The following is a 20,279-nucleotide window of genomic DNA, read 5'->3' as shown; positions in this document are numbered from 1 at the left end:
TTTATCTGTTTCAGAAAATTGGTCCCTTCTGTGCGATTTGGAGACGGCGTCCGTCGGATTGTGCGACAGCTACTAGCCACACACGACTAACGTATGCACGGACACACTGATTCAGGAGAGATGACAGAGAATCGAACTGAAACCGAACAGGCTGGTGGATACCACAGCAGGCGGGCAGTACTCGCGACCGGCGGGGCTGCAGGACTAGCAGCATCGGCTGGCTGTCTGGGTCTACTCGGCGACGATAGCGGCCCCGGAGAGGACGGCTTCGGCGAACCGGGTCAGATGACCGACGACGACGGCACCATTACGATCAACTTCTGGCCGGCCTGGGGGGGGTACTACGAGGAGACGATCAACAGCATGGTCTCGGAGTTCGAGGAGAACAACAGCAACATCAAGATCAACACCAACCTCCTGACGAACTACCGTGACTCCCGGACGACCGCGTTCACGAACATCGAGGGTGGCAATCCCGCGGACATGCCCGATATCACGCATTTCAACACCGCGGACACAATTCTCGCGCGAGACACCGGCTGGTTCCAGCCAATCGAAGAGCTGATGAGCGAGGTGAGTCCCGACGATATCATCGAACCGGCAGCGGCGACATCGACGCTGGACGGGACGATGTGGGGCGCACCGTTTTACGTCTCGAACGTCGTGATGCACTATAACGCGGATATGCTCGCCGAGGCGGGCTACGACCCAGCTAATCCGCCGGAATCGCTCGCCGAGGTTCGAGAGATGGGCGAGACCACCGTCGAGCAGACGGACGCCGAGTTCGGTGTGACAATTCCGAACGCCGCGTGGTTCCTCACCTGTTGGGTGGCCGAGCAAGACGAGTTCTGGATGGATAAGAAAAACGGCTACGAGGGTGAGCCGTCGACAGTCTTCTCGACGGAGTCGTACACGCTCGACATCGTCAACTGGTGGGCAGATCTGGCGTCGGACGGACTGTACTTCAACGGCGGTATCGAAAACTGGTCCGAGCCGGCGACCGTCTTCCGCGAGCAACGCGTGCCGTTCAATTTCAACTCTAGCACCTCGATCGCGTATGTCAACAGCGACCAGTTCGACGTTCGGACGGCCAAATTCCCGACACTGGGCGGCGACGGAATCGGTCACCACCGTGGTGGCGCCGAGATCTTGGCGGTGAATAAAGCCCGATCCGACGAGGAGCGCGAAGCACTCCAGAAGTTCATCGACTTCGCGATGAGCCCCGAACAGCAGGCGGCCTTCCACAAGGCAAGCGGCTACTACCCTGCGCACAAGGGGTCGTGGGACGTACTCGAATCCGAAGGCTGGTTTGAGGACAATCCCCGCCACCAGGTCGCGCGCGAGCAGATTGAATCGTGGGAGCGTAACCCGACGAACATCGGGACACAGACCGGCGAGAACCCGGCTATCTCTTCCGAAGTCGCCAGCCAGATGAACGAGGTCTTCGGCGGCAAAGATCCGCAGGCGGCGATGGAAGCAGTCAAAAGTGAGGCCGAAGCCGCACTCGCCCGGTACCAGCGCCAGGCCTGACGTTTACACCCCGTCACAATGTCCATTAAATACCAGAAATCCTGGCAGGCGATTCTACTGCTCGCGCCCACGCTAGCTGCGTGTGCGTACTTTCTGTATCTGCCAGCAGTCGAGACGTTCCGGCTGAGCATGTACGTCACGCAGCCGGGCGGCGTCGAGACGTTTGTCGGGCTCGATAACTTCCGACTCCTGTTCAACTCCGAGGGGTATCGGACGACGGCCTTCTGGTCGTTTGTCTTCGCCGGTGTGATTGTGGTCGGATCGTTGTCGCTGTCACTGTTGATCGGATTTCTCATCTACCGAGTCTCGGTCGGATCAACGGCCTATCTCGTCGTTGGAATGCTTTCCTACGGGTTCTCGTTTGCCGTTGCTGCGGTGGCGATCCAGTTTATTCTCCAGCCGGAGTCGGGGCTGTTACACGCGCTGACCGGCTGGAGTTTCGACTGGCTCACGAGCGGCCCGCTCGCCTTCTTCGTGATCTGTCTGGCGACGATCTGGAAGATGCTCGGATTCAATCTGATCTTCATCCTCGGTGCGTTCAGCGGCATCCCCGACAACATCGGCGACGCCGCGAGACTCGATGGCGTGGGCGGGTTCAAGATGCTCACCCGTGTCTATATTCCACTGATCGCGCCGACGCTTGCCTTCCTCGTCATCATGAACACCGTTTACTCGTTTTTCCTGCCGTACCCTGTCATCGACATTATGACTAGCGGCTCGCCGGAGACGACACATCTGTTGATCTACGAGCTCTACGAGACGGGAATCGCACAGCGAAACACGGGACTGGCTGCCGCGCAGTCGATCGTGCTGTTCGTCATTGTCGGCGCGCTGATGGTTGGCCAGCTCGTACTCTCCGAACAGAGTTCCCACGTGGGGGGTGCCTGAGATGGCTGGCACAACCGGCGACGAGATCGATATGTCCGGGTCGACCGACCAGTTCGGTCAGAGCCGGCGCGAACGGTATCGAGTCGCGTGGAAGCAGTTCCGCGAGGAGTGGTATATTCACGTCTCGCTGATCGGGGTGCTGGCACTCGTTGCATTCCCGCTGGTGACGATGATCATGATGAGCACGCAGTCGCTCGCTCAGATCCAGACCAACCAGCTCACATTTGGCAGCCAGCTGTTCGAGAACTACAGCGCGGCACTGTTCGAGCGGAACTTCATCAGCTATATGACGACCTCATTTATTATGGCGACGCTCATCGCCGTCGGAAAGGTACTGCTGGCGCTTCTGGCGGCGATGGCGTTGGTCTACTACGACTTCCCATTCCAGCGGCTGTTGCTGATCGGGATTTTGCTCACACTTCTGTTGCCGATTCCGTTGTTGATCGTGCCGCTGTTCCAGATGCTGAGCGAGCTCAGCGCGATCCATCCAATGCTCGGTCCAGGGACGATGTTTGCGCTCGTCGTTCCGTTTTTGGCGAGTCCGACCGCTCTACTCCTGCTATACCAGCACTTCCGGTCGATTCCGGATTCCTACTTGGAGACAGCGAAACTGGATGACATCGGGCCGATCCGGTTTCTCGTCTACGTTCTGATCCCGATGTCGAAGAACATGCTGGTCGGGCTCTTTGTCATTTCGTTCATCTGGGCGTGGAATCAGTATCTCTGGCCGCTCGTGGTCGACGCCAGCGGCGGCGACACAGTGATCCAGATCGGCTTACAGGGACTGATGGGTAACGCTGCCGGTGAGACGCCGTGGGGTATTATTACCGCGGGGACCGTTCTCGCGCTCATCCCGCCGGTCGTCTTGCTGATCCTGCTCCGAAAACAACTGCTGACGACGTTCAATCTCCAGACGAAATAGGTATGAGCGAACACACAACAGAACCGACGACAGTACAGTTAGATGGCATCACGAAAGAGTACGCATCGCTGCGGGCAGTCGAGGATGTCGACTTCGACGTGACGCCCGGCGAGTTTCTGGTCATCGTCGGGCCTTCGGGGTGCGGAAAATCAACGACGTTGCGGATGATCGCCGGATTAGAGACGGTTACCGACGGCGAATTGTTCTTCGACGACGAGCGAGTGACGGACCTCGGCGCCAGCGAGCGAAACGTAGCGATGGTGTTCCAGAACTACGCGCTGTACCCACACATGTCCGCCCGACGGAACATCACCTTCGGCATGAGCGAGTTCGACGACGAGGAGATCGCCGACCGGGTCGAGAACGCCGCCGAGATCCTCGATATTACAGATCTACTCGATCGGAAACCCAAGGAACTCTCCGGCGGAGAGCGCCAGCGGGTCGCCCTCGGCCGCGCGATCTGTCGCGATCCCGACGTGTTTCTGATGGATGAGCCGCTGTCGAATCTCGACGCCAAGCTGCGGGTGCAGATGCGCGGAGAGCTCGCTCGCCTGCACGACGAACTTGGAACGACGACGATCTACGTGACTCACGACCAGACCGAAGCGATGACGCTGGGCGACCGTGTCGCGGTTCTTGACGACGGACAGCTCCAGCAGGTCGATCCGCCACAGCAACTCTACGACTTCCCGCAAAACCGATTTGTTGCCGAGTTCATCGGCGATCCGGCGATGAACATGCTCTCCGTAAACATTACAGACCAGACGGCCGAGCACGATGGGTTTAGCATCCCGTTGCCGGAGTACGACGGATTCGAGGGGTCGGCACTGCTGGGACTGCGCCCGGAGGACATCAAGTATGTTCGGGAGAGTGAACCGGACAACGAAGCGTTCAAAGCGACGGTAACGGTCACCGAGCCGCTCGGAGACACGGTGCTATTCTACTGTCAGACACCGGACGGGACAGAGTTCAAGGTTCAGTCCGAGCCGCGACTCGGGGTCGAAAGCGGCGACGAGATCACACTTTCGTACGACCCCGACCGGCTGCACGTCTTCGATCCGGACTCAGGCGAGGCGGTCTATCACTCTGCGGAGACAGCGGGCGCAACACGAGCGGAGCAGCAGGCCCAAACGGGGGACGATTAACCATCGATTCGAGCAATGCCAGCAAAGGCGAGCACGGAAATCGTTCCAAAACCGGCGGCGAGTAGGAAGGGTACGTCGAAGCTACCGAATCGGTCGAACCCAACGCCAACGGCCTAGGGGACGATACCGCCGACGACGCCGAGCAGGATGGCAGCAGCGAGGAGGCCAACTCCGGTCGGGAGGGCGACGACCGCAACCGTTGCGGCACACATAACGGCGGCAAACCCGGCCATCACCGGCGCGATTCCCGCCCGGTTGGAGAGCGGACCAGTACGAAACTTGATGCCGATACCGGCCAGGCCAAATCCGCTGAGGGCCCAGATTCCGATCCATCGTGCGAGCCCGAGAGAGCGGGCGAATTCGACGAAGTACACCGACACTGCGTAGGTCGGCACGAACGCACAAAAGAAGGCGAGATAGACGAGTCCGACGCTGAGGACGACCGCGGCGACGGCCAGCATGGGCCGCGCGCCATAGCGGTCAATCGCGACGCCAGAGATGCCGGCGCTTCCGAACGTGACCAGCGTCTGGACACCGAAGAGCAACGAGGTGCTCGCGTGTGAACCGCCGAAGACCGTTCGCAGCGACTCGAAAAAGACGGTGTAGGAGTAGATCGTCCCAAAGCCATCGCCGACAGGCCAAACGAACAGGCGACAACAAACCAGCCGTAGGAGACGTTCGTCCGGGCAGCCAGCAAGCCGATCGGATTCCGGAATCGCATTCGTGAACCCATTTGAGAAGCGGTGAAATAAACCGCCCGGATCGGAAGGTGAGCAAATCGTACCGACGAACCCAGAAATGCTTTTCATCCGGCCCCATCTTAGGTGTAACCATGTACGTCCGGGATGCGAAAAACCGTGATGAGGCCTGGCTACTCGATCAGATCGAGGCAATGGAACTCGATGAGACAGCGTTTCGGTCCCGGGACTACGTTATCGCCGTCGACGAACACACCGGGGAACGGGCGGGATTCGGACGGATTCGGATCCACAAGGCCGACGACGAGGAAATCTGCGAACTCACGAGTATCGGCGTGGTCCCTGACTGGCGCGAACAGGGCGTCGGTGCTCACGTCGTCGAACGGCTGGTGACCACGGCGCGTGACAACGGATTCGAGACGGTCTATTCGCTGACCAGCGAAACGTCGTATCTCTCTCAGTTCGGGTTCTCCGCGGTCGAACCCGCACAGTTGCCCGACGCCTTACAGCGCCGCCTGGAGGACAAACAAGAGGGAATCGATCCCGGGGCGGTCCCCCTCCGTATCGACGTCGATCGGTTCAGAATGCCTGGACACCTCCGCGAGGCGTTCAAAAACGCTCACTCAGAGCCAGAGGAAGAACCAGAACCGGAGGAGGGGCCGGAGGATTTCGGTATCGACCCCGACGAAGCGAGCTACAAGTACGATACCGGATGATCCATCCGCCATATGATACATAATTGGACCGATGTAACAGGTGCCGCGAGCAGTTCGAGGCCATCTGTCTCACGCCCCAGCGTTGCTCGTTGCTAAACAGAGCAGAGAGTACAAATCACACGCTACCGAATCGTGTCATGTGTGAGATTATTCGCTTCACGAACTGATCGCTGGCGTGGGATTTTCGCCCTCCTGTGTGTAGCCGTCGGCTTCGGTGTGCTGTATCTGAGTATTCGAGAATACGCACCGTTCCTATTCGACCCCCAATTGCTCCGCACGTGGGTCGGGCAGTTCGGGATATTTGCGCCCATCGTGTTTGTTATCATCCAGGCCGCACAGGTCGTCATCGCCCCGATTCCCGGACAGGTCATCGCGCTCATCGCGGGATATCTGTTCGGACCAGTCGCCGGGACAGTGTACAGTTTCACTGGCGTACTCATCGGGAGCACAATCGCCTTTTTGCTCACAAAGCGATACGGGCGAACGTTTGCGGAAAACGTTCTCCACGACGACGTGCTCACCCGGTTCGATGGCTTTGTCGAGCGTGTCGGCATCCCCGGGCTTCTTCTGTTCGTGTTGATTCCGGGGCTTCCGGACGACATCATCTGTTTTCTGAGCGGGCTCACCACGTGGTCACTCCGGACGTTTCTCGTGGTTATCACTATCGGACGGTTACCGGCGTACTTCCTGACCGTCTACGCGGGCGGTCAGCTTGCGAGCGGGGATTTTGCATCGGGCCTGACGATCATCGCGATCGTCGTCTTCTTCTCGCTCGTCGGATACTACAATCAGGATGCGATCCGAACGTTCGTCAAACGACTCTCGGCGCGTGATCTGTTTTAACATTGGTCTCTGGATCACCGAGCGTAAATCATTCGTCTATCTGTTCCGTGGTTTCTGCTGGTTATCCTTTCGCCGTTGCGGGATCACTGCAACTACTATGAAGGGTTAAGGTCGCGGAACTGTACAGTCGAGGTATGTTCGATCCCGAGGAACTCGAAGAGATCCGGTCGGCCAAATCGGAGTGGGAGGCCGACGAACTCGATCCGACACTCGAACGGTTCGGGGAACGAAAAGAGGAGTTCGAGACCGACACGGGCGGCCGACCGGTCAAACGACTCTACACGCCAAACGATGTCGAGGACCTCGATTACACCGAAGACCTCGGCTTCCCAGGCGAAGAGCCGTACACTCGCGGCGTCTATCCGACTGGACACCGGGGTCGGCTCTGGACGATGCGCCAGTATGCGGGAATGGGAACGGCCGCCGAGACGAACGAGCGGTTCAACTACCTGCTCGACGAGGGCCAGACCGGCCTCTCGATGGCCTTCGATCTGCCGACGCAGATGGGCTACGACTCCGACGACGCGATGGCTGCCGGGGAGGTAGGCAAATCCGGCGTCGCAATCGACTCACTCCGAGATATGGAGCGTGTGTTCGAGGGGATCCCGCTGGACGAAGTCTCGACCAGCATGACGATCAACGCACCCGCCTCGGTCCTGCTTGCCATGTACATCGCCGTCGGCGACCAGCAGGGCGTCGACCGGTCGGAGCTTCGGGGGACGATTCAAAACGACGTTCTCAAGGAGTATATCGCCCGGAACACCTACATCTACCCGCCCGAGCCGTCGATGCGAATCATCACTGATATCTTCGAGTTCTGTGCCGAGGAGACGCCGAATTTCAACACCATCTCGATTTCGGGCTATCATATCCGCGAAGCCGGTGCGACCGCCGCCCAGGAACTGGCCTTTACCCTCGCCGACGGTATCGACTACGTCCAGGCCGCGCTCGACGCCGGACTGGATGTCGACGAGTTCGCCCCGCAACTTTCCTTCTTCTTCGCGGCACACAACAACATCCTCGAGGAAGCGGCGAAGTTCCGGGCCGCCCGCCGGATGTGGGCCCGGATCATGGACGAGCGATTCGATTCGGAAGATCCGGCTTCGAAACAGCTGAAATTCCACACTCAGACCGCTGGGTCGACGCTGACCGCCCAGCAGGTCGAGAACAACGTCGTCCGGGTCGCCTACCAGGCGCTGGCGGCCGTCCTCGGCGGCACGCAGAGTCTCCACACCAACGGCAAAGACGAGGCGCTCTCGCTGCCGACCGAGCAGTCCGTGCGGACCGCACTCCGGACCCAGCAGATTCTCGCCCACGAATCCGGCGCGGCAGACACCATCGACCCACTCGCGGGAAGCTACTACGTCGAGTCGCTGACCGACGAACTCGAAGCCGAGGCGTTCGAGATCATCGGCGAAATCGACGACCGCGGCGGAATGACGAAGGCAATCGACAACGGCTGGGTGCAGCGACAGATCCAAGATACCGCCTTCGAGCGTCAGCAGGAGATCGAAGACGGCGACCGGATCATCGTCGGCGTCAACGAGTTTACCGTCGACGAAGAGGAGGAAGTGGATATCGAGGAGGTCTCGAAAGAACAGCAAGAGCGACAGAAAGACGACCTCGAGAGTCTCCGTGAGGAACGTGACGACGGACTCGTCGACGAGCGACTGGCGGACCTCGAAGAGGCCGCCCGTAACGACGAAAACCTCATGCCGTACATCATCGACGCAGTGAAAGCCTACGCGACGACCGGCGAGATCTGTGATGCGATGCGCAACGTCTTCGGCGAGTACAAACAGGGTGGGGCGATGTGAGAGTCGATCACGCCGGCATCGCCACCGACAATGCTGAATCGATGGTCGAACGGTACACAGCACTGTTCGATTGCTCGGTCGCTCACGAGGAGACGTTCGACGGCATGGAGATCCACTTCCTCGACCTCGGGAACTGCTATTTCGAGGTGATCGAACCGCTCGAAGACGGCGCGATTGCGTCCTATCTCGACCGGAATGGGCCCGGGATTCACCACCTCGCCATCGAGACGGATGATATCGAGGCGAGTCTGGAGACGGCTCGCGAACTCGATATCGATCTGATCGACGAACAGCCCCGGGCCGGTGCGTGGGGCCACGATGTGGCCTTTCTCCATCCCGGATCGACCGGCGGCGTCCTGATCGAATTCGTCGAACACTGACCAGGCGTCAGGAATCGCGGTCGTCTCTCGACTGTGCCGGTCCCGGTGGACGGCTGCCGATCTCGAATTCGCCGGCCGTCGTCTCGGTGATGACTGGCTCTGTGAGTGACTCCTGGGTGTCTTTCCACTCGCCCACACCCGAGGGATCGAGGTGGATGTGGACATCTCGAACGTCTTCGAGATCCTGTACACTCGTGACTAGTTCCGTTTCGAGGTCGTGAGCCTGCCGGAGTGTGAGGTTGCCGTCGACTTCGACATGTGCCTCGACTTCCAGCACAGAGCCGTCCCAGAAGACAGCCAGGTCGTGGACGCCGTGGACTTCGTCGTGATCGAGCAGCGTCGACTGCACGTCGTCCTTGCGGTCTTTCGGGGCTGCCTTGCCCGACAGGTAGGTCAGGTTTTCTCGGGCGATAGAGACTCCCTGATAGATCACGAGCAGACTGACCACGGCTCCGGCGACCGAATCGAGAATCGGATAGCCCAGCGCGATGCCGACGATGCCGACCAGCGCGGCGACGGAGGTGTAGAGGTCGTTGAGACAGTCCAGCGCGAGCGCGTCGAGTGCCGTCGAATCGAGGCCGACGTTCATTCGCGCAGTGTACCAGTAGACCAGGTACATATCAGCCATCGCAAAGACCAGTGCAGCGACCATGAGCAGGCTGAACTCGATGGGCGCGCCCTCAATCAATCCGAGCACCGACTCGTAGAGTAAATTGCCACCGAGCAGAACGATCACCGCGCCGACAAAGAGTGCGGTGAGCGGTTCGATGCGAGCGTGGCCGTGGGGGTGGTCGCTGTCGGCGGCGTCGAAGCGACTTCCGCCCCACAGCAGGACGACGAAACTGGCGACCAGATCGGCGACAGAGTGAGCGGCGTCGGCGAGCAGGGCAACACTGCCGAACAGCAGTCCGACTGCGCCCTCGGCGATGATCTTGGCGGTGTTCCCGAGAACGTTCACCCACGCCGCGCGGGCGAATCGCCGTCTGCTGGCCGCCTCGTTCATAGAGGGTTTAGATTGAATCTAACCTTCAACCTTGTCATTAGACCGATCGAAACCCGAGATTGGGGCGTTCAAGTTCAGAAGAGGGCGGAGAGAATCCGGCCGATCAGTCCCGACGGGGGCGGCGACTGGCCGTCGCCGTACTCCGCGTAGAGATACGCGACGATATCGTCGCTCTCGGGCATCCCTTCGATGCCGTTGGTTCGGTCGACGAGCACCGGCACGCCGGACTGACCACTCACCTCCTGTACGTCCGAGCGCTGACTTCGAGCACTCGGAACCGACCGCGATTCGTACTGCAAATCGAGATCCGAGAGAGCCTTGCGGACCTTCGCACAGTACGGACAACTCTGCAGTTCGTACAGCACGAGGTCTGGATTCTGATCGCTCATACCAGTACGAACGACAGCCGGACAGAAAAACCCACACCGGCAGTGTTCGCGGATTGCACAGCACGGACGAAGACCGCACCTGTCAGCGAATAAACGCCAGTATGAGGCCTGCTACCGGTGATCGACGGACTCCCAGACCAACAATCCTTATCGGCTAGAACGACTAGTGAGCGTGTGACCGATTCGCTGTTTAGTTCGTTTTCGCTGCGTGGCACCGAGTTTAGAAACCGGGTGATGCTCTCGCCGATGTGTCAGTACTCAGCAGAGGATGGACTGGCCAACGAGTGGCACCGGGTCCACCTCGGCACCCGGTCCGTCGGCGGCGCGGGGATGGTGATGATGGAAGCCACTGCGGTCGAACCCGACGGCCGGATCACCCCCAACTGTCACGGCATCTGGTCCGACGACCACGCGGAAAAGCTTGCGCCGATCACCGACTTCATGCGTTCTCAGGGTGCGATGCCGGGCATCCAACTCGCCCACGCCGGCCGGAAAGCCTCGACTGCCCGCCCATGGGAGGGTGGCGGCCCGATCCACCCTGACGACGGTGGGTGGGAAGTAATCGCTCCCTCCGCAAAGCCATACCCTCACGAGGAGGGGACCGTCCCGACGCGTCGAATGGACAAATCCGACATCGACAGCGTCGTCGAGCAGTTCGGTGCGGCTGCCGAGCGCGCACTCGACGCTGGTTTCGAGGTTGCCGAGGTCCACGCCGCACACGGCTATCTGCTCCACGAGTTCCTCTCGCCGGTGACAAACGACCGCGAGGACGAGTACGGCGGGAGTTTCGAGAACCGGACCCGGATCGTTCGAGAAGTGACCGAGCGGGTTCGGTCGGTGTGGCCCGACGATCAGCCGGTGTTCGTCCGCATCTCCGCCAGCGATTGGCTGCCCGACCGCCAGTCGTGGGACATCGAGCAATCTGTCGAACTCGCCGACTTGCTGGATGAAATCGGTGCAGATCTGATCGACGTCTCCGGCGGCGGGATCCACCCGGACCAGCAGATTCCGAGCACTGGCCCCGGCTATCAGGTGCCCTACGCCGACGAAATCCGAGCGAAGACGGATATCGCCGTCGCGACTGTCGGCGGGATCACCGAACCGGAACACGCCGACGCGCTGATTCGGAACGAACGGGCCGATCTGGTCGCACTGGGCCGAGAGATGCTCCGCAACCCGTACTGGCCGCTACAGGCCGCCCACGAACTCGGCGAGGAAATCGAGTGGCCGCCGCAGTACCGCCGCGGCCGGTTCGATCGGGCCTAGTTCTCGTCCCACGAACCCTCGGGCGGTGTCGTAGTGACTCCGCTGGCATCCAACGAGAACCACTCGCGGGCGCGTTTCACGCCCGCTCGGACGGACTGGCCGTCCCCACGGAAATGCGCGGGGCCACAGAGCGGATGGACGCTCGAAAGCTCCTCGTGGGCGTACACGTCGGTCGTTCCGTCGTCGTTCTCGAAGAGCATGAGGTGCAACTGTCGAGTCGCGAGCGGGGACTCACGATAGACCCACGACCCATCCTCGGGCTTGCTGTCACGTATTTTGAGTCGAGACATCGGGTTGCGGATGTATCCCTCCTCGTAGAGCAGCGACTCGGCGGTGCCGAGGTCACAGTCCAGTCTCCCGGCGTACTCGCCGTCCGTGATCGGTCGGGGGCCGCCATCTTCGTCGATGAGGCCGAACAGTCGGGAACTGATCCGGCGGAGTCGTTCCCACCATCGCGCCTCTGGACCACGGTTGTACCGCGTCGGGACCGCGTAGGAAACGACGAACCCGAGCGTTGCACCGCATCCGAGGGCGAGCAGCGAGAGCCAGCGACCGAACATGGCAGCGCTAACAGCGTGGGATCGATATACGTTGTGCCGGTGCTTGCAGTCCTCCGGGGTGAGTGATCAGTGACAGGTATAAGATGAACAGTTTAATGTCCCCTTTGATACAACTCCGCGCCGATGAGAGGACGATATTTAGCGATTGTGCTTGTAGCGATGGTCGCGCTATCTGGATGTGCGGCGCTCGATGATGGCGGGTCTGGCGACGACACCGGTGAGACAGACGCCGCAGACGCTGAATTCAGCCAGGATGTGCAGTTCAGTTGGGCCGGCATCACGGGAGAGGAAGTCGCTGTCGAAGTGACAGTCGAGAACACCGGAAGCGAAGAGGGAACACACGAAGCGAAACTACAGGCCGACGGGGAGACAGTCACCTCCGAGTCGGTGACAGTCGCCCAGGATGCGACAGAGACAGTCACACTGACGCACGCCTTCGACGAGACCGGTGAATACGACCTCTCGGTCGGTGACGACCAACAGACACTCACGGTGTACGAATCGCCGACTGACCTGTTCCTGGAAGCCGACTTCGATCAGGGAACGAGAGTCTCGGAAGAACTAACGAACGGAAGCGGTGTATTCGTCCAAGATGGGAGCGAGTACGATGTCACCATCGAGGAATCAGCAACGATCCGGACGAACTACGAAGAAGAGACAAAGTACACGGTTACAGAGGGTACGACCGAAGTGCTCGGGCAGACCAACGAGGAAACGACCGAAGAGTGGATCGTCGACGGGACGAGATACGCAAAGATCGAGGATCAAGACGACGGGACAGTAGAGTACGAACGGGGACCGAGCGACGAGTTCGAGAACGACTCCGAATTCTCGGACGAGGTGGCTCGGCAGTACCTGACCGTCGAACAAACGGACGGCGAATACGTGTTCACCATCGATCCACAGACGTCTGGAGAAGCGACCGAGTTCTGGGCGGCGACCAGCGATGAAGAAGATATTTCGGCCGAATCGATCACGGGTCTTACGATAGAGTATCGGGTGGACTCAGAGCTATACCGCCCAGCCAGCACCAGTCTCGACCTACAACTGGAGAACTTCGAGCAGTTCTCGACGCTCGATATGACGATCACTGAAGAGATCACCTCCTACGGGGAACCGGTCGAAGTAGAGGTTCCCGAGGAAGTCCGGGAGAACGCCTGAGAGATAATCCGGCGGATAGACGTCTTCACTTTTAACCCGGCCCGGAGCGAAACGGGGCGTATGGTAGTCGACATCGACGACATCGAGACGATCACGGTCATCGGCGCTGGACAGATGGGTCGGGGAATCGGCGCGGTCGCAGCACTCGCCGGATACGACGTGTACCTGCAAGATATCGACGAGTCCCAACTCGAAGAGGCCGAAGATAACATCGAGTGGTCCTACGGCAAAGCCGTCGACAACGACGCGGCGACCGAAGAGGAGACAGATGCTGCGATGGACCGGATCACGTTCACGACAGATCAGGAGTCCGCCGTCGGCGATTCTGAGTTCGTCACCGAGGCGGCCGTCGAACAGCAAGGCGTCAAAGAGGATATCTTCGAGACGCTGGACAAGGTTGCGCCGGAGGAAGCGATTCTCTCGACGAACACCTCCGGACTGAACATCACCCGACTGGCGGAAGTCACCGACCGACCGGAGCAGGTCGTCGGCACTCACTGGTTCAACCCGCCGATGTTGATGGATCTCGTCGAGGTCATCATGACCGAATACGCGCCCGAGGAAGTCGGCGACACGGCCGAGGCGCTGGTCGAATCTTTCGGCAAGACGCCAATCCGCTGCAAGATGGATATCCCCTCCTTTATCGTCAACCGACTAATGAGACCCTACGGCGAAGGGCCGGCGTGGATGATCTACCGCGGCGAGCACTCGATGAAGGAAATCGATTCGGCGATGAAGTACAAGGAAGGGTTCCCGATGGGGCCCTTCGAACTCGCAGACTACACGGGAGGCATTCAACTCCGGGTTGAGGGCGAACAGGACCACCTCGAAGACGACCGACCAATGTCCTACGACACGGAGGTCTGTCCGATTGTCCACCAACTCTACGACAAGGGCCGATACGGCCAGAAGGCCGACGCCGGCTACTACGACTACAGCGACGACAACGAACCGGACATTCCGGTCGACGCCGGACAGGGCTTCGATACGCTGCTGGTCTGGGCGCCCATCGTCAACGAGGCTGCGAAGATGGTCCAAAACGACGTGGCGACGCCAGAAGACATCGACACGGGCGCGAAACTGGGCGGCAACTGGCCGCAAGGGCCACTCGAGAAAGCCGACGAGGTCGGCGCAGACACGATCCTCCAGAAGCTGACCGAGGTGGCGAGCCGACACGAAGACACGAACAAACTCGCCGAGACGCTGCCCTGTGACCTGCTGGTCGAGAAGGCCAAGACCGGAGACACCTTCTACTGAATTCGGGAGTGGCAGCGAAGCACACTTGAGCGCGGCCGTCATCGCCATTTAATACGTGCAGTACTTTCCGATTGCAAACGAACCCGAGCGGGAACAACGCTGGCGCGACCGTCTGCGAGCCGACGGGTTCGATGTTCTTGAGGAGTACGACCCGTCCGCGACGATCATCACAATCGGCGGCGATGGGACGATTCTGTACGCGGCACGGATGTATTCGGATCCGACAATTCTCCCGGTTCGGGCCGGCACGTCGAAAGGTCTCAGGGCCGCCTTCGATGTCGAGGTGCTGATCGAGAAGCTGACTAGCCTCGAAGACGGCGACGGCGAGGTCGTCTCGACGAGTTTTCAGACGCTGACGGCGTTTAATGGGGGCGAAGAACTCCGCGGCGGATTCCGCGCACTCAACGAGATCAGTCTACATCATCAATCGCCCGTGCTGGCGACGACGTTTGCGACCCGCATCGAGGACAGAGGGACCAGTTGGGCGTTTCCCGAACTGATCGGTGATGGCGTCCTCGTCGCGACGCCGTTCGGTTCGACGGGCTATTTCAGGGCGATTACCGGCCAGACGTTCCCCGAAGGATTCGGAATCGCGTTCAACAACATCCACACGCCACAGGAGACTCCAGAGATGATCTGCTGTACGGAGGATGCAGTCGTCGAACTCGAAGTGCTGACGACGAAACGCTCCTCGGGAGCCGTATTGACCCGCGACGACGACGACGAACCGTACGAACTCGATGCGGGGGAGACGATAACCGTCCGCGCAGGTGAGCGAACGGTCGACCTGCTGGATATCGAGTGAGTCTACCTGCGTTCCATTTGTCTGGAACAGCGCATACAGAGCGTGCTGTCGCCAGTCCAGTTGACATCGTGACTTCCGCAGGCTGGACACTCGTACTGGTCGTTGTTGTACTCGGTCGTTCCCCGTGAAGCGGCAAGATACCCCTCCTCGCAGACCGTCTCCAGCAGACTCGGGAACCGCGAGCGTTTGAATCGAACGCGGTGAGCCAGAAACGCGCCGGGCTGGTCGGGATCCGAGCCGTGCAGGTCTTCCCACTTGATCGCGATTTCGCCGTTGGCCGTGCTCCGTGCGAGCTGTTTGATCGGATCGGCCGCCGCCTCGAACAGCGGAGTGGTCCCCCAGGTCTGCGGTGAGTCGATATCGCCGTCCGAATACGCTGACGCCGCCCGCTCGTATGCCTCGTCCGCGCCGTCCATCCCGCCGATCACCTGAAAGTCAGCGGCAAATTCGAGCAGGCAGGCCTGTTGTGCTGGCTCCGTCAGGGCGTTTCTGAGGTCTTTCGAGACGGCGACGCCCTCGACGCTCCGGCGGGTCGCGCGCGCTGACTCACCAGCCACCCGATACGCAACCCCAGCGAGTGCGAGCGAGCGGAGTCCGCGACCGACCCAGCCCTTCTCGTCGGCGTCGAACGGATTCAGGTCCGGTCGCGGATTCGCCAGACGCACCCATCCAGAGCGACTGTAGGCATCACCAGTCCGCTCGTACTGCCGGTCTGCGAGCGCCTCGACCGCGCGTTCGATATGAGTCCGCTCACCGTCGGCCATCGTTCCTCCGATTGTGTTGCAGCACAGACTGCAGTTGGTCGCAAGCCTCGAAAAGGCTATGACTGCCTCACAGCGGCGCAAGGCAACCTGGTCGTGTGATGTCTTCGAAAAAAGAAACGCCAACCGGTGTGTCGTACTCGGATTTCGGATCGTCAGTCGTCGGCCGCTGCTGCGTCGCCGGTCGCGGTCTTCGAGCTATCGAGGACGCTGTGGCTCCGAAGCAGGATGATACCGAACCCGACCTTCGCGGTCAGATCCAGGACCATGAAGCCTGCAGTCTCGATGTAGAGGCTGACAGCGCCGAGTCCTTCGCTGCCGATCAGCCACCAGACCGGGTAGGCCGACCAGAGGACGACGATCAGGATGCGAAGGAGGTTGAACGTGCTCTTCGTTTCGCTGTCCAGCTGTGCGGCTCTGTCCGAGAGGCCGCTGAACAGGTAGAACAGAAGGACCACGAAGAAGCCGGTGCTGACGCCCCACCAGAGGACACGGTGGCCGTCGACACCACCGAGTGCCTCGACAGGTGCGATAGTCAGCGTCGCAACCAGTCCAGTCAGGATCATCATCACGTCCAGTCCGACCAGCGTCGAAATCGTCTCTCTATCGGCCCCAGCCAGCAGTGCCAGGTCGTAGATCAACAGTGGCGTCGTCAGGATCCAGTCGGTGTACCGAGCCCAGTAGATGGGCAACTCCTCTGTACCCTCGATAAACGGCGCCAGATCGATCACACCGAAGCCTGTCGCCATGGACAGGTAGTTAGTGAAGGCGATGCCGGCGATGAAGGTCGTCACGATGTAGAACTTCTTCTGACGAGCATCAGTGACGCCCCATCCCTTGGCGATGAAGTACAACATTCCGAGGAACATCCCGGCGGTTCCAATCCACAGGAACAACGCCTCGTCCCCCGGCGTGTACCCGACACCCAGTCCTCCTGTTGACAGTACAGTACTCGTTACCGCGCTAGCTGACCAAGTCATGACAAACCACGTATGGGTGTATGGTGAGAACTATCAAAAGGTCACTTCCTGATTTTTCAGGTATAATGCGGGCCGAACTCTCCATCGAGCAGACGCTCGCTTCCGAAATCGAGAGTGGTACATACTTACATATATAAATATTCCCAGATTTCTCAGCTAAACTGGTCCGCTACCCCAAAATTGGTTATGTGATGTGGTGTCATCCGATGTGTAAAGGGTGGCCACTACCTGACTTGTATGATATACTTGATCGTTAGTCCATCGTGCAATCACGTTCGTAATGTATCTGCTTCTAGGATCGGGACTCGTCGTCGACGTTTCGACAACCGCAATACTTTCGACTTCAGGTATCGTTGTCCCGATATGCCTATTCTGACAACGAACCCAAAAGACTCCAACAGAAGTCGACTTCGGCGTCGACTCCGGGACGGACTCATTCGAGGGGTGGTTCTGACAGTGCCGCTGGCACTGACGTTGATCATTCTCGGATTCATCGCGAATTTTATTTTCAGCCGACTCAAGCCACTCGTCAGTGTCGTCGAGACGGTCTTTGGGTTGCCAAATATTCCAACGTGGGCCGTCGAGATTGTCGTACTGATTACCCTGATCGGACTGATTCTTTTTATTGGACTAATCTCTCTCGAGTGGAAGAACTTCAATCGCGTCGAGAACGCATTCGACGGCCTCATGACGAGTATCCCCGGCGTCGGGCCCATTTATTCGAGTTTCAACGAGATGAGTGAGTTACTGCTGGACAGCCAGAGCCAGAGTTTCAAAGACGTGAAACTCGTCGAATACCCGACTGACGACTCGTACGCCATCGCTTTCGTGACTGCGGACACACCGGAGCATATCGAGGAAGCGACTGGGCACGACGAGATGGTAACACTGTTCATGCCGATGGCACCGAACCCGGTCATGGGTGGGTTCGTTATCAGCGTCAGCCGCGAGCGAGTCGTCGAAGTGGATCTTTCAGTCCAGCAAGGTATTCAGGCAATCGTCACCAGCGGCGTCGGCCTCGGGTCGAAATCGAAAGTGCCGGACTCCGGAGAGTCACTCTCAGATTTCCAGGTTCAGCAGGACACGCAGCCACCTGTCGTCAATGCCGCGGAACAGATCAACAAATCGAGTGATCCGTCAGACCCTGGCAACGGTACGTCGACTGACGACGAACAGCCCAAACCCTAGCGCTCGGCCGTGACTTTCTCGTTACACCGTGGACAGTAGAACGATCCGTCATCTTCTTGAGCGGCCGTCTGGTCGATCGAATCGTCGTACCGACCCGCCGGACGCCCGCGTTCGTCGGTGCTACCGTGGAGATAGCCGCACTGTGGGCAGGTGAGCATGTCGTTCTGTTGGTCGCAATCCACTTGATCTCGTCGCCGGGGTTCGGCAGTCTGCGAGACAGCGACGATCAGTCCGGCCGATTACTCCGGGTCGTCGAGATGTTCGAGCGCCCCTGCGACGCTTCGCGTGATCTTGCGCTGACCGCGCCGGAGATTCTTCGAGACACCTGGTTTCGAGATGTCGAACTCCTCGGCGAGATCGGAAAGTGTCGTCTCCCGCGGTGACTGGAAGTACCCCGACTCGAAAGCGGTCGCAACTGTCCGCCGTTCTGTCGCGGTCAGACTCTGGCTCCCCCGGAGCAGTTCGATCGCTGCGTCGCGTTTCTCGATCAGTTCCTGCATCTCGGCGAGGGCGGTCTGCCGGCGTGAGATGACCGTGAACTCGTTATTCCGGTCGAGATCCGACAGCGTGTTGTTCGCTGAGTTGGTCGAATCGAAACCGACGTGCCACGTCTCCGAGCCCCCCTCGATGTGGAACGGCCCCGTCACGTAGCCGTCGTGTGCTCGGATCGTCTCCATCGCGTCGGTCTCGTCGATTGTCGTCCGGATATGTGCTGTCTTTCCCATCCGCTTGCGAAGGGTACAGCTGTACATATTCCGGTGATCCTGAAGCGCTTGTAGGGCGTTGTCGAGCGCCTCCCGTTGGTCACCTTCGACGACCATCCGGGTCTCGAGTTCCCTGTCAGCCCCGTCAAAGTTCCACTGGAACGACGAGAACGATACATCGTACTCGGCTGTCGTGTCGATGAAAGGACAATCCTGTTGCTCCATCTCCATCGAGATATCTATCACTGTCTTACCCCCCTGAGCGATCTATCGTGGTTGTTCGTGATAAATCCTGGCATTACTCGCCGGTTCCGTCGGTGATACCGCGCGACAACGCGAGTGAGTATGGTTTCGCAGACGAACGCAGGTGGTGGATTTTAGTAGCGGCCGAAACCAGAACGTGCTATGCCGACTGTCCAGCGCGACGGCGTGAGGCTGTATTACGAGTCCGACGATGCAGGGTCGACTGGTCCACCGGTCGTCTTCGTTCAGGGGCTGGGGGTCGGCCGCTGGTCCTGGCAGTGGCAGCGAGAGGCCTTCGAGGAGTTCGATCTGCTCTTCCCGGACAATCGCGGAACCGGCAACTCTGAGGCCGCCCTGCCGCCGATCATTCCTCGGCTGCCTCGCCCACTTCGACTCCTTTTGTTCACGAAACTCGCCGGCTACTCGACCGAGGGGTTGGCGGCCGATCTGGAGGCCATCCTTGCGGATGCTGGCGTCGACGAAGCACACGTCGTGGGTGCGAGCCTCGGGGGCATGATCGCCCAGCAGTACGTACTCGATTACGACCGTGCAGTCTCGCTATCGCTGCTCTGTACGACCCACGGCGGCGAGGAGGCGCTACCGATTCCCGACGAGACTGTCGAACAGATGTTCAGCGTGCCCGACGGCGCGGACGAACGCGAGACGATCCGTCATCGCATGGCCCCTGCGATTGGCGAGGAATTCGTCGAGAACAACCCGGAGACAGTCGAGCAGATCATCGACTGGCGACTCGAACAGGACGCTGGTGAGGTGGCCCGGGAGTCACAAGGTGCGGCCGGTGTCAACTTCGACGTGAGCGAGCGAGTCCACGAAATCGATCTGCCGACGCTTATCCTGCACGGCACCGACGACCGCGTGCTGCCAGTCGAGAACAGCGAGCTTCTGGCCGAGAAGATTCCGAACAACCGTTTCGAGACTATCGACGGTGGTTCGCATCTGTTCATGATCGAAGACAGCAAGCAAGTCAACAGTATCCTGCGAGAATTTCTGGAGTCGGTGTAA

At 59.8% G+C, this 20,279-nt stretch carries 22 protein-coding genes; 14 read left to right on the top strand and 8 right to left on the bottom strand.

What is annotated here, in order from left to right; translation table 11 throughout:
* Window positions 1–120 precede the first annotated feature (120 nt).
* Genes V8P86_RS10785 through V8P86_RS10770 form a run of 4 tightly spaced genes read left to right on the top strand, consistent with a single transcriptional unit; the run spans window position 121 to window position 4,485 of the window.
* Window positions 121–1,530: an extracellular solute-binding protein gene (locus V8P86_RS10785; RefSeq protein WP_336327271.1), complete on the top strand. Its 1,410-nt coding sequence runs from the start codon at window positions 121–123 to the stop codon at window positions 1,528–1,530.
* An 18-nt stretch (window positions 1,531–1,548) separates the two neighbouring features.
* Entirely contained in the window at window positions 1,549–2,418 is an 870-nt protein-coding gene (locus tag V8P86_RS10780) for a carbohydrate ABC transporter permease (protein ID WP_336327270.1), read from the top strand.
* 1 nt (window position 2,419) lies between these two features.
* Window positions 2,420–3,340, top strand: coding sequence for a carbohydrate ABC transporter permease (locus tag V8P86_RS10775; protein ID WP_336327269.1), 921 nt, complete (start codon window positions 2,420–2,422; stop codon window positions 3,338–3,340).
* A gap of 2 nt (window positions 3,341–3,342) precedes the next feature.
* Window positions 3,343–4,485: an ABC transporter ATP-binding protein gene (locus V8P86_RS10770; protein ID WP_336327268.1), complete on the top strand. Its 1,143-nt coding sequence runs from the start codon at window positions 3,343–3,345 to the stop codon at window positions 4,483–4,485.
* A gap of 113 nt (window positions 4,486–4,598) precedes the next feature.
* On the opposite strand, the gene V8P86_RS10765 is transcribed toward V8P86_RS10770, so the two are convergent.
* Window positions 4,599–5,294 carry an MFS transporter gene (locus tag V8P86_RS10765; RefSeq protein ID WP_336327267.1) on the bottom strand — a complete coding sequence of 232 codons (696 nt, stop codon included), beginning with the start codon at window positions 5,292–5,294 and terminating at the stop codon, window positions 4,599–4,601.
* Window positions 5,295–5,317: 23 nt separating this feature from the next.
* On the opposite strand from V8P86_RS10765, the gene V8P86_RS10760 reads away from it, so the two are divergent.
* The 4 genes from V8P86_RS10760 to mce all read left to right on the top strand — a co-directional run bounded on the left by V8P86_RS10760 (window position 5,318) and on the right by mce (window position 8,939).
* On the top strand, window positions 5,318–5,899 hold the full coding sequence (locus V8P86_RS10760) for a GNAT family N-acetyltransferase (protein ID WP_336327266.1): 582 nt from the start codon (window positions 5,318–5,320) through the stop codon (window positions 5,897–5,899).
* A gap of 141 nt (window positions 5,900–6,040) precedes the next feature.
* Complete coding sequence (locus V8P86_RS10755) at window positions 6,041–6,742, top strand: TVP38/TMEM64 family protein (protein WP_442909384.1); 702 nt, start codon at window positions 6,041–6,043, stop codon at window positions 6,740–6,742.
* Window positions 6,743–6,876: 134 nt separating this feature from the next.
* A complete protein-coding gene (locus tag V8P86_RS10750) occupies window positions 6,877–8,559 on the top strand; it encodes an acyl-CoA mutase large subunit family protein (RefSeq protein WP_336327264.1) in 1,683 nt (560 codons plus the stop codon).
* Window positions 8,556–8,939, top strand: coding sequence for a methylmalonyl-CoA epimerase (gene mce / locus V8P86_RS10745; protein WP_336327263.1), 384 nt, complete (start codon window positions 8,556–8,558; stop codon window positions 8,937–8,939). Before V8P86_RS10750 ends, mce begins: the two co-directional genes overlap by 4 nt.
* A gap of 7 nt (window positions 8,940–8,946) precedes the next feature.
* Here mce and V8P86_RS10740 read toward each other — a convergent pair whose 3' ends face one another.
* Window positions 8,947–9,942 (bottom strand): cation diffusion facilitator family transporter, encoded by a 996-nt coding sequence (locus V8P86_RS10740; RefSeq protein WP_336327262.1) that lies wholly within the window; start codon window positions 9,940–9,942, stop codon window positions 8,947–8,949.
* Window positions 9,943–10,016: 74 nt separating this feature from the next.
* Window positions 10,017–10,331 carry a glutathione S-transferase N-terminal domain-containing protein gene (locus tag V8P86_RS10735; RefSeq protein WP_336327261.1) on the bottom strand — a complete coding sequence of 105 codons (315 nt, stop codon included), beginning with the start codon at window positions 10,329–10,331 and terminating at the stop codon, window positions 10,017–10,019.
* Window positions 10,332–10,505: 174 nt separating this feature from the next.
* On the opposite strand from V8P86_RS10735, the gene V8P86_RS10730 reads away from it, so the two are divergent.
* A complete protein-coding gene (locus V8P86_RS10730; protein WP_336327260.1) occupies window positions 10,506–11,597 on the top strand; it encodes an NADH:flavin oxidoreductase/NADH oxidase in 1,092 nt (363 codons plus the stop codon).
* Here V8P86_RS10730 and V8P86_RS10725 read toward each other — a convergent pair.
* A complete protein-coding gene (locus V8P86_RS10725; RefSeq protein ID WP_336327259.1) occupies window positions 11,594–12,157 on the bottom strand; it encodes a hypothetical protein in 564 nt (187 codons plus the stop codon). The two genes, V8P86_RS10730 and V8P86_RS10725, sit on opposite strands and share 4 nt — an antisense overlap.
* A 123-nt stretch (window positions 12,158–12,280) precedes the next feature.
* Here V8P86_RS10725 and V8P86_RS10720 point away from each other — a divergent pair, with 123 nt between their 5' ends.
* From V8P86_RS10720 to V8P86_RS10710, 3 genes are read left to right on the top strand one after another with little or no spacing between them, the layout of a single operon-like run.
* Entirely contained in the window at window positions 12,281–13,318 is a 1,038-nt protein-coding gene (locus V8P86_RS10720; RefSeq protein ID WP_336327258.1) for a DUF6612 family protein, read from the top strand.
* A gap of 60 nt (window positions 13,319–13,378) precedes the next feature.
* Window positions 13,379–14,575: a 3-hydroxyacyl-CoA dehydrogenase gene (locus V8P86_RS10715; RefSeq protein WP_336327257.1), complete on the top strand. Its 1,197-nt coding sequence runs from the start codon at window positions 13,379–13,381 to the stop codon at window positions 14,573–14,575.
* A 55-nt stretch (window positions 14,576–14,630) separates the two neighbouring features.
* Entirely contained in the window at window positions 14,631–15,380 is a 750-nt protein-coding gene (locus V8P86_RS10710; RefSeq protein WP_336327256.1) for an NAD(+)/NADH kinase, read from the top strand.
* A gap of 2 nt (window positions 15,381–15,382) precedes the next feature.
* Here the strand turns inward: V8P86_RS10710 and V8P86_RS10705 are convergent, their stop codons facing one another.
* Both V8P86_RS10705 and V8P86_RS10700 read right to left on the bottom strand, forming a co-directional pair.
* Window positions 15,383–16,144, bottom strand: a complete 762-nt coding sequence (locus V8P86_RS10705; RefSeq protein WP_336327255.1) for a hypothetical protein — start codon at window positions 16,142–16,144, stop codon at window positions 15,383–15,385.
* Between the two features lie 152 nt (window positions 16,145–16,296).
* Complete coding sequence (locus V8P86_RS10700; RefSeq protein ID WP_336327254.1) at window positions 16,297–17,121, bottom strand: bacteriorhodopsin; 825 nt, start codon at window positions 17,119–17,121, stop codon at window positions 16,297–16,299.
* 363 nt (window positions 17,122–17,484) lie between these two features.
* Here V8P86_RS10700 and V8P86_RS10695 point away from each other — a divergent pair, with 363 nt between their 5' ends.
* Window positions 17,485–18,309 (top strand): DUF502 domain-containing protein, encoded by an 825-nt coding sequence (locus V8P86_RS10695; RefSeq protein WP_336327253.1) that lies wholly within the window; start codon window positions 17,485–17,487, stop codon window positions 18,307–18,309.
* Here the strand turns inward: V8P86_RS10695 and V8P86_RS10690 are convergent.
* Window positions 18,306–18,491: a hypothetical protein gene (locus V8P86_RS10690; RefSeq protein ID WP_336327252.1), complete on the bottom strand. Its 186-nt coding sequence runs from the start codon at window positions 18,489–18,491 to the stop codon at window positions 18,306–18,308. The genes V8P86_RS10695 and V8P86_RS10690 overlap by 4 nt on opposite strands.
* Before the next feature lie 57 nt (window positions 18,492–18,548).
* Window positions 18,549–19,259 (bottom strand): helix-turn-helix domain-containing protein, encoded by a 711-nt coding sequence (locus tag V8P86_RS10685; protein WP_336327251.1) that lies wholly within the window; start codon window positions 19,257–19,259, stop codon window positions 18,549–18,551.
* 159 nt (window positions 19,260–19,418) lie between these two features.
* Between V8P86_RS10685 and V8P86_RS10680 the strand changes: the two genes are divergently transcribed.
* Entirely contained in the window at window positions 19,419–20,279 is an 861-nt protein-coding gene (locus V8P86_RS10680) for an alpha/beta fold hydrolase (RefSeq protein ID WP_336327250.1), read from the top strand.

It is taken from the genome of Halovenus anhuiensis, assembly GCF_037080055.1.
In the GTDB taxonomy this organism is placed as follows: domain Archaea; phylum Halobacteriota; class Halobacteria; order Halobacteriales; family Haloarculaceae; genus Halovenus.
The sequence above is the reverse complement of the archived record's forward strand: the minus strand, read 5'-3'. Positions and strand labels throughout refer to the sequence as shown.

Bases quoted from the DNA above. Each gene is read 5' to 3' on its own strand.
- V8P86_RS10785 (WP_336327271.1), top strand. From the start codon at position 121: ATGACAGAGAATCGAACTGAAACCGAACAGGCTGGTGGATACCACAGC.
- V8P86_RS10780 (WP_336327270.1), top strand. From the start codon at position 1,549: ATGTCCATTAAATACCAGAAATCCTGGCAGGCGATTCTACTGCTCGCG.
- V8P86_RS10775 (WP_336327269.1), top strand. From the start codon at position 2,420: ATGGCTGGCACAACCGGCGACGAGATCGATATGTCCGGGTCGACCGAC.
- V8P86_RS10770 (WP_336327268.1), top strand. From the start codon at position 3,343: ATGAGCGAACACACAACAGAACCGACGACAGTACAGTTAGATGGCATC.
- V8P86_RS10765 (WP_336327267.1), bottom strand. From the start codon at position 5,294: ATGAAAAGCATTTCTGGGTTCGTCGGTACGATTTGCTCACCTTCCGAT.
- V8P86_RS10760 (WP_336327266.1), top strand. From the start codon at position 5,318: ATGTACGTCCGGGATGCGAAAAACCGTGATGAGGCCTGGCTACTCGAT.
- V8P86_RS10750 (WP_336327264.1), top strand. From the start codon at position 6,877: ATGTTCGATCCCGAGGAACTCGAAGAGATCCGGTCGGCCAAATCGGAG.
- V8P86_RS10740 (WP_336327262.1), bottom strand. From the start codon at position 9,942: ATGAACGAGGCGGCCAGCAGACGGCGATTCGCCCGCGCGGCGTGGGTG.
- V8P86_RS10735 (WP_336327261.1), bottom strand. From the start codon at position 10,331: ATGAGCGATCAGAATCCAGACCTCGTGCTGTACGAACTGCAGAGTTGT.
- V8P86_RS10725 (WP_336327259.1), bottom strand. From the start codon at position 12,157: ATGTTCGGTCGCTGGCTCTCGCTGCTCGCCCTCGGATGCGGTGCAACG.
- V8P86_RS10720 (WP_336327258.1), top strand. From the start codon at position 12,281: ATGAGAGGACGATATTTAGCGATTGTGCTTGTAGCGATGGTCGCGCTA.
- V8P86_RS10715 (WP_336327257.1), top strand. From the start codon at position 13,379: ATGGTAGTCGACATCGACGACATCGAGACGATCACGGTCATCGGCGCT.
- V8P86_RS10705 (WP_336327255.1), bottom strand. From the start codon at position 16,144: ATGGCCGACGGTGAGCGGACTCATATCGAACGCGCGGTCGAGGCGCTC.
- V8P86_RS10700 (WP_336327254.1), bottom strand. From the start codon at position 17,121: ATGACTTGGTCAGCTAGCGCGGTAACGAGTACTGTACTGTCAACAGGA.
- V8P86_RS10695 (WP_336327253.1), top strand. From the start codon at position 17,485: ATGCCTATTCTGACAACGAACCCAAAAGACTCCAACAGAAGTCGACTT.
- V8P86_RS10680 (WP_336327250.1), top strand. From the start codon at position 19,419: ATGCCGACTGTCCAGCGCGACGGCGTGAGGCTGTATTACGAGTCCGAC.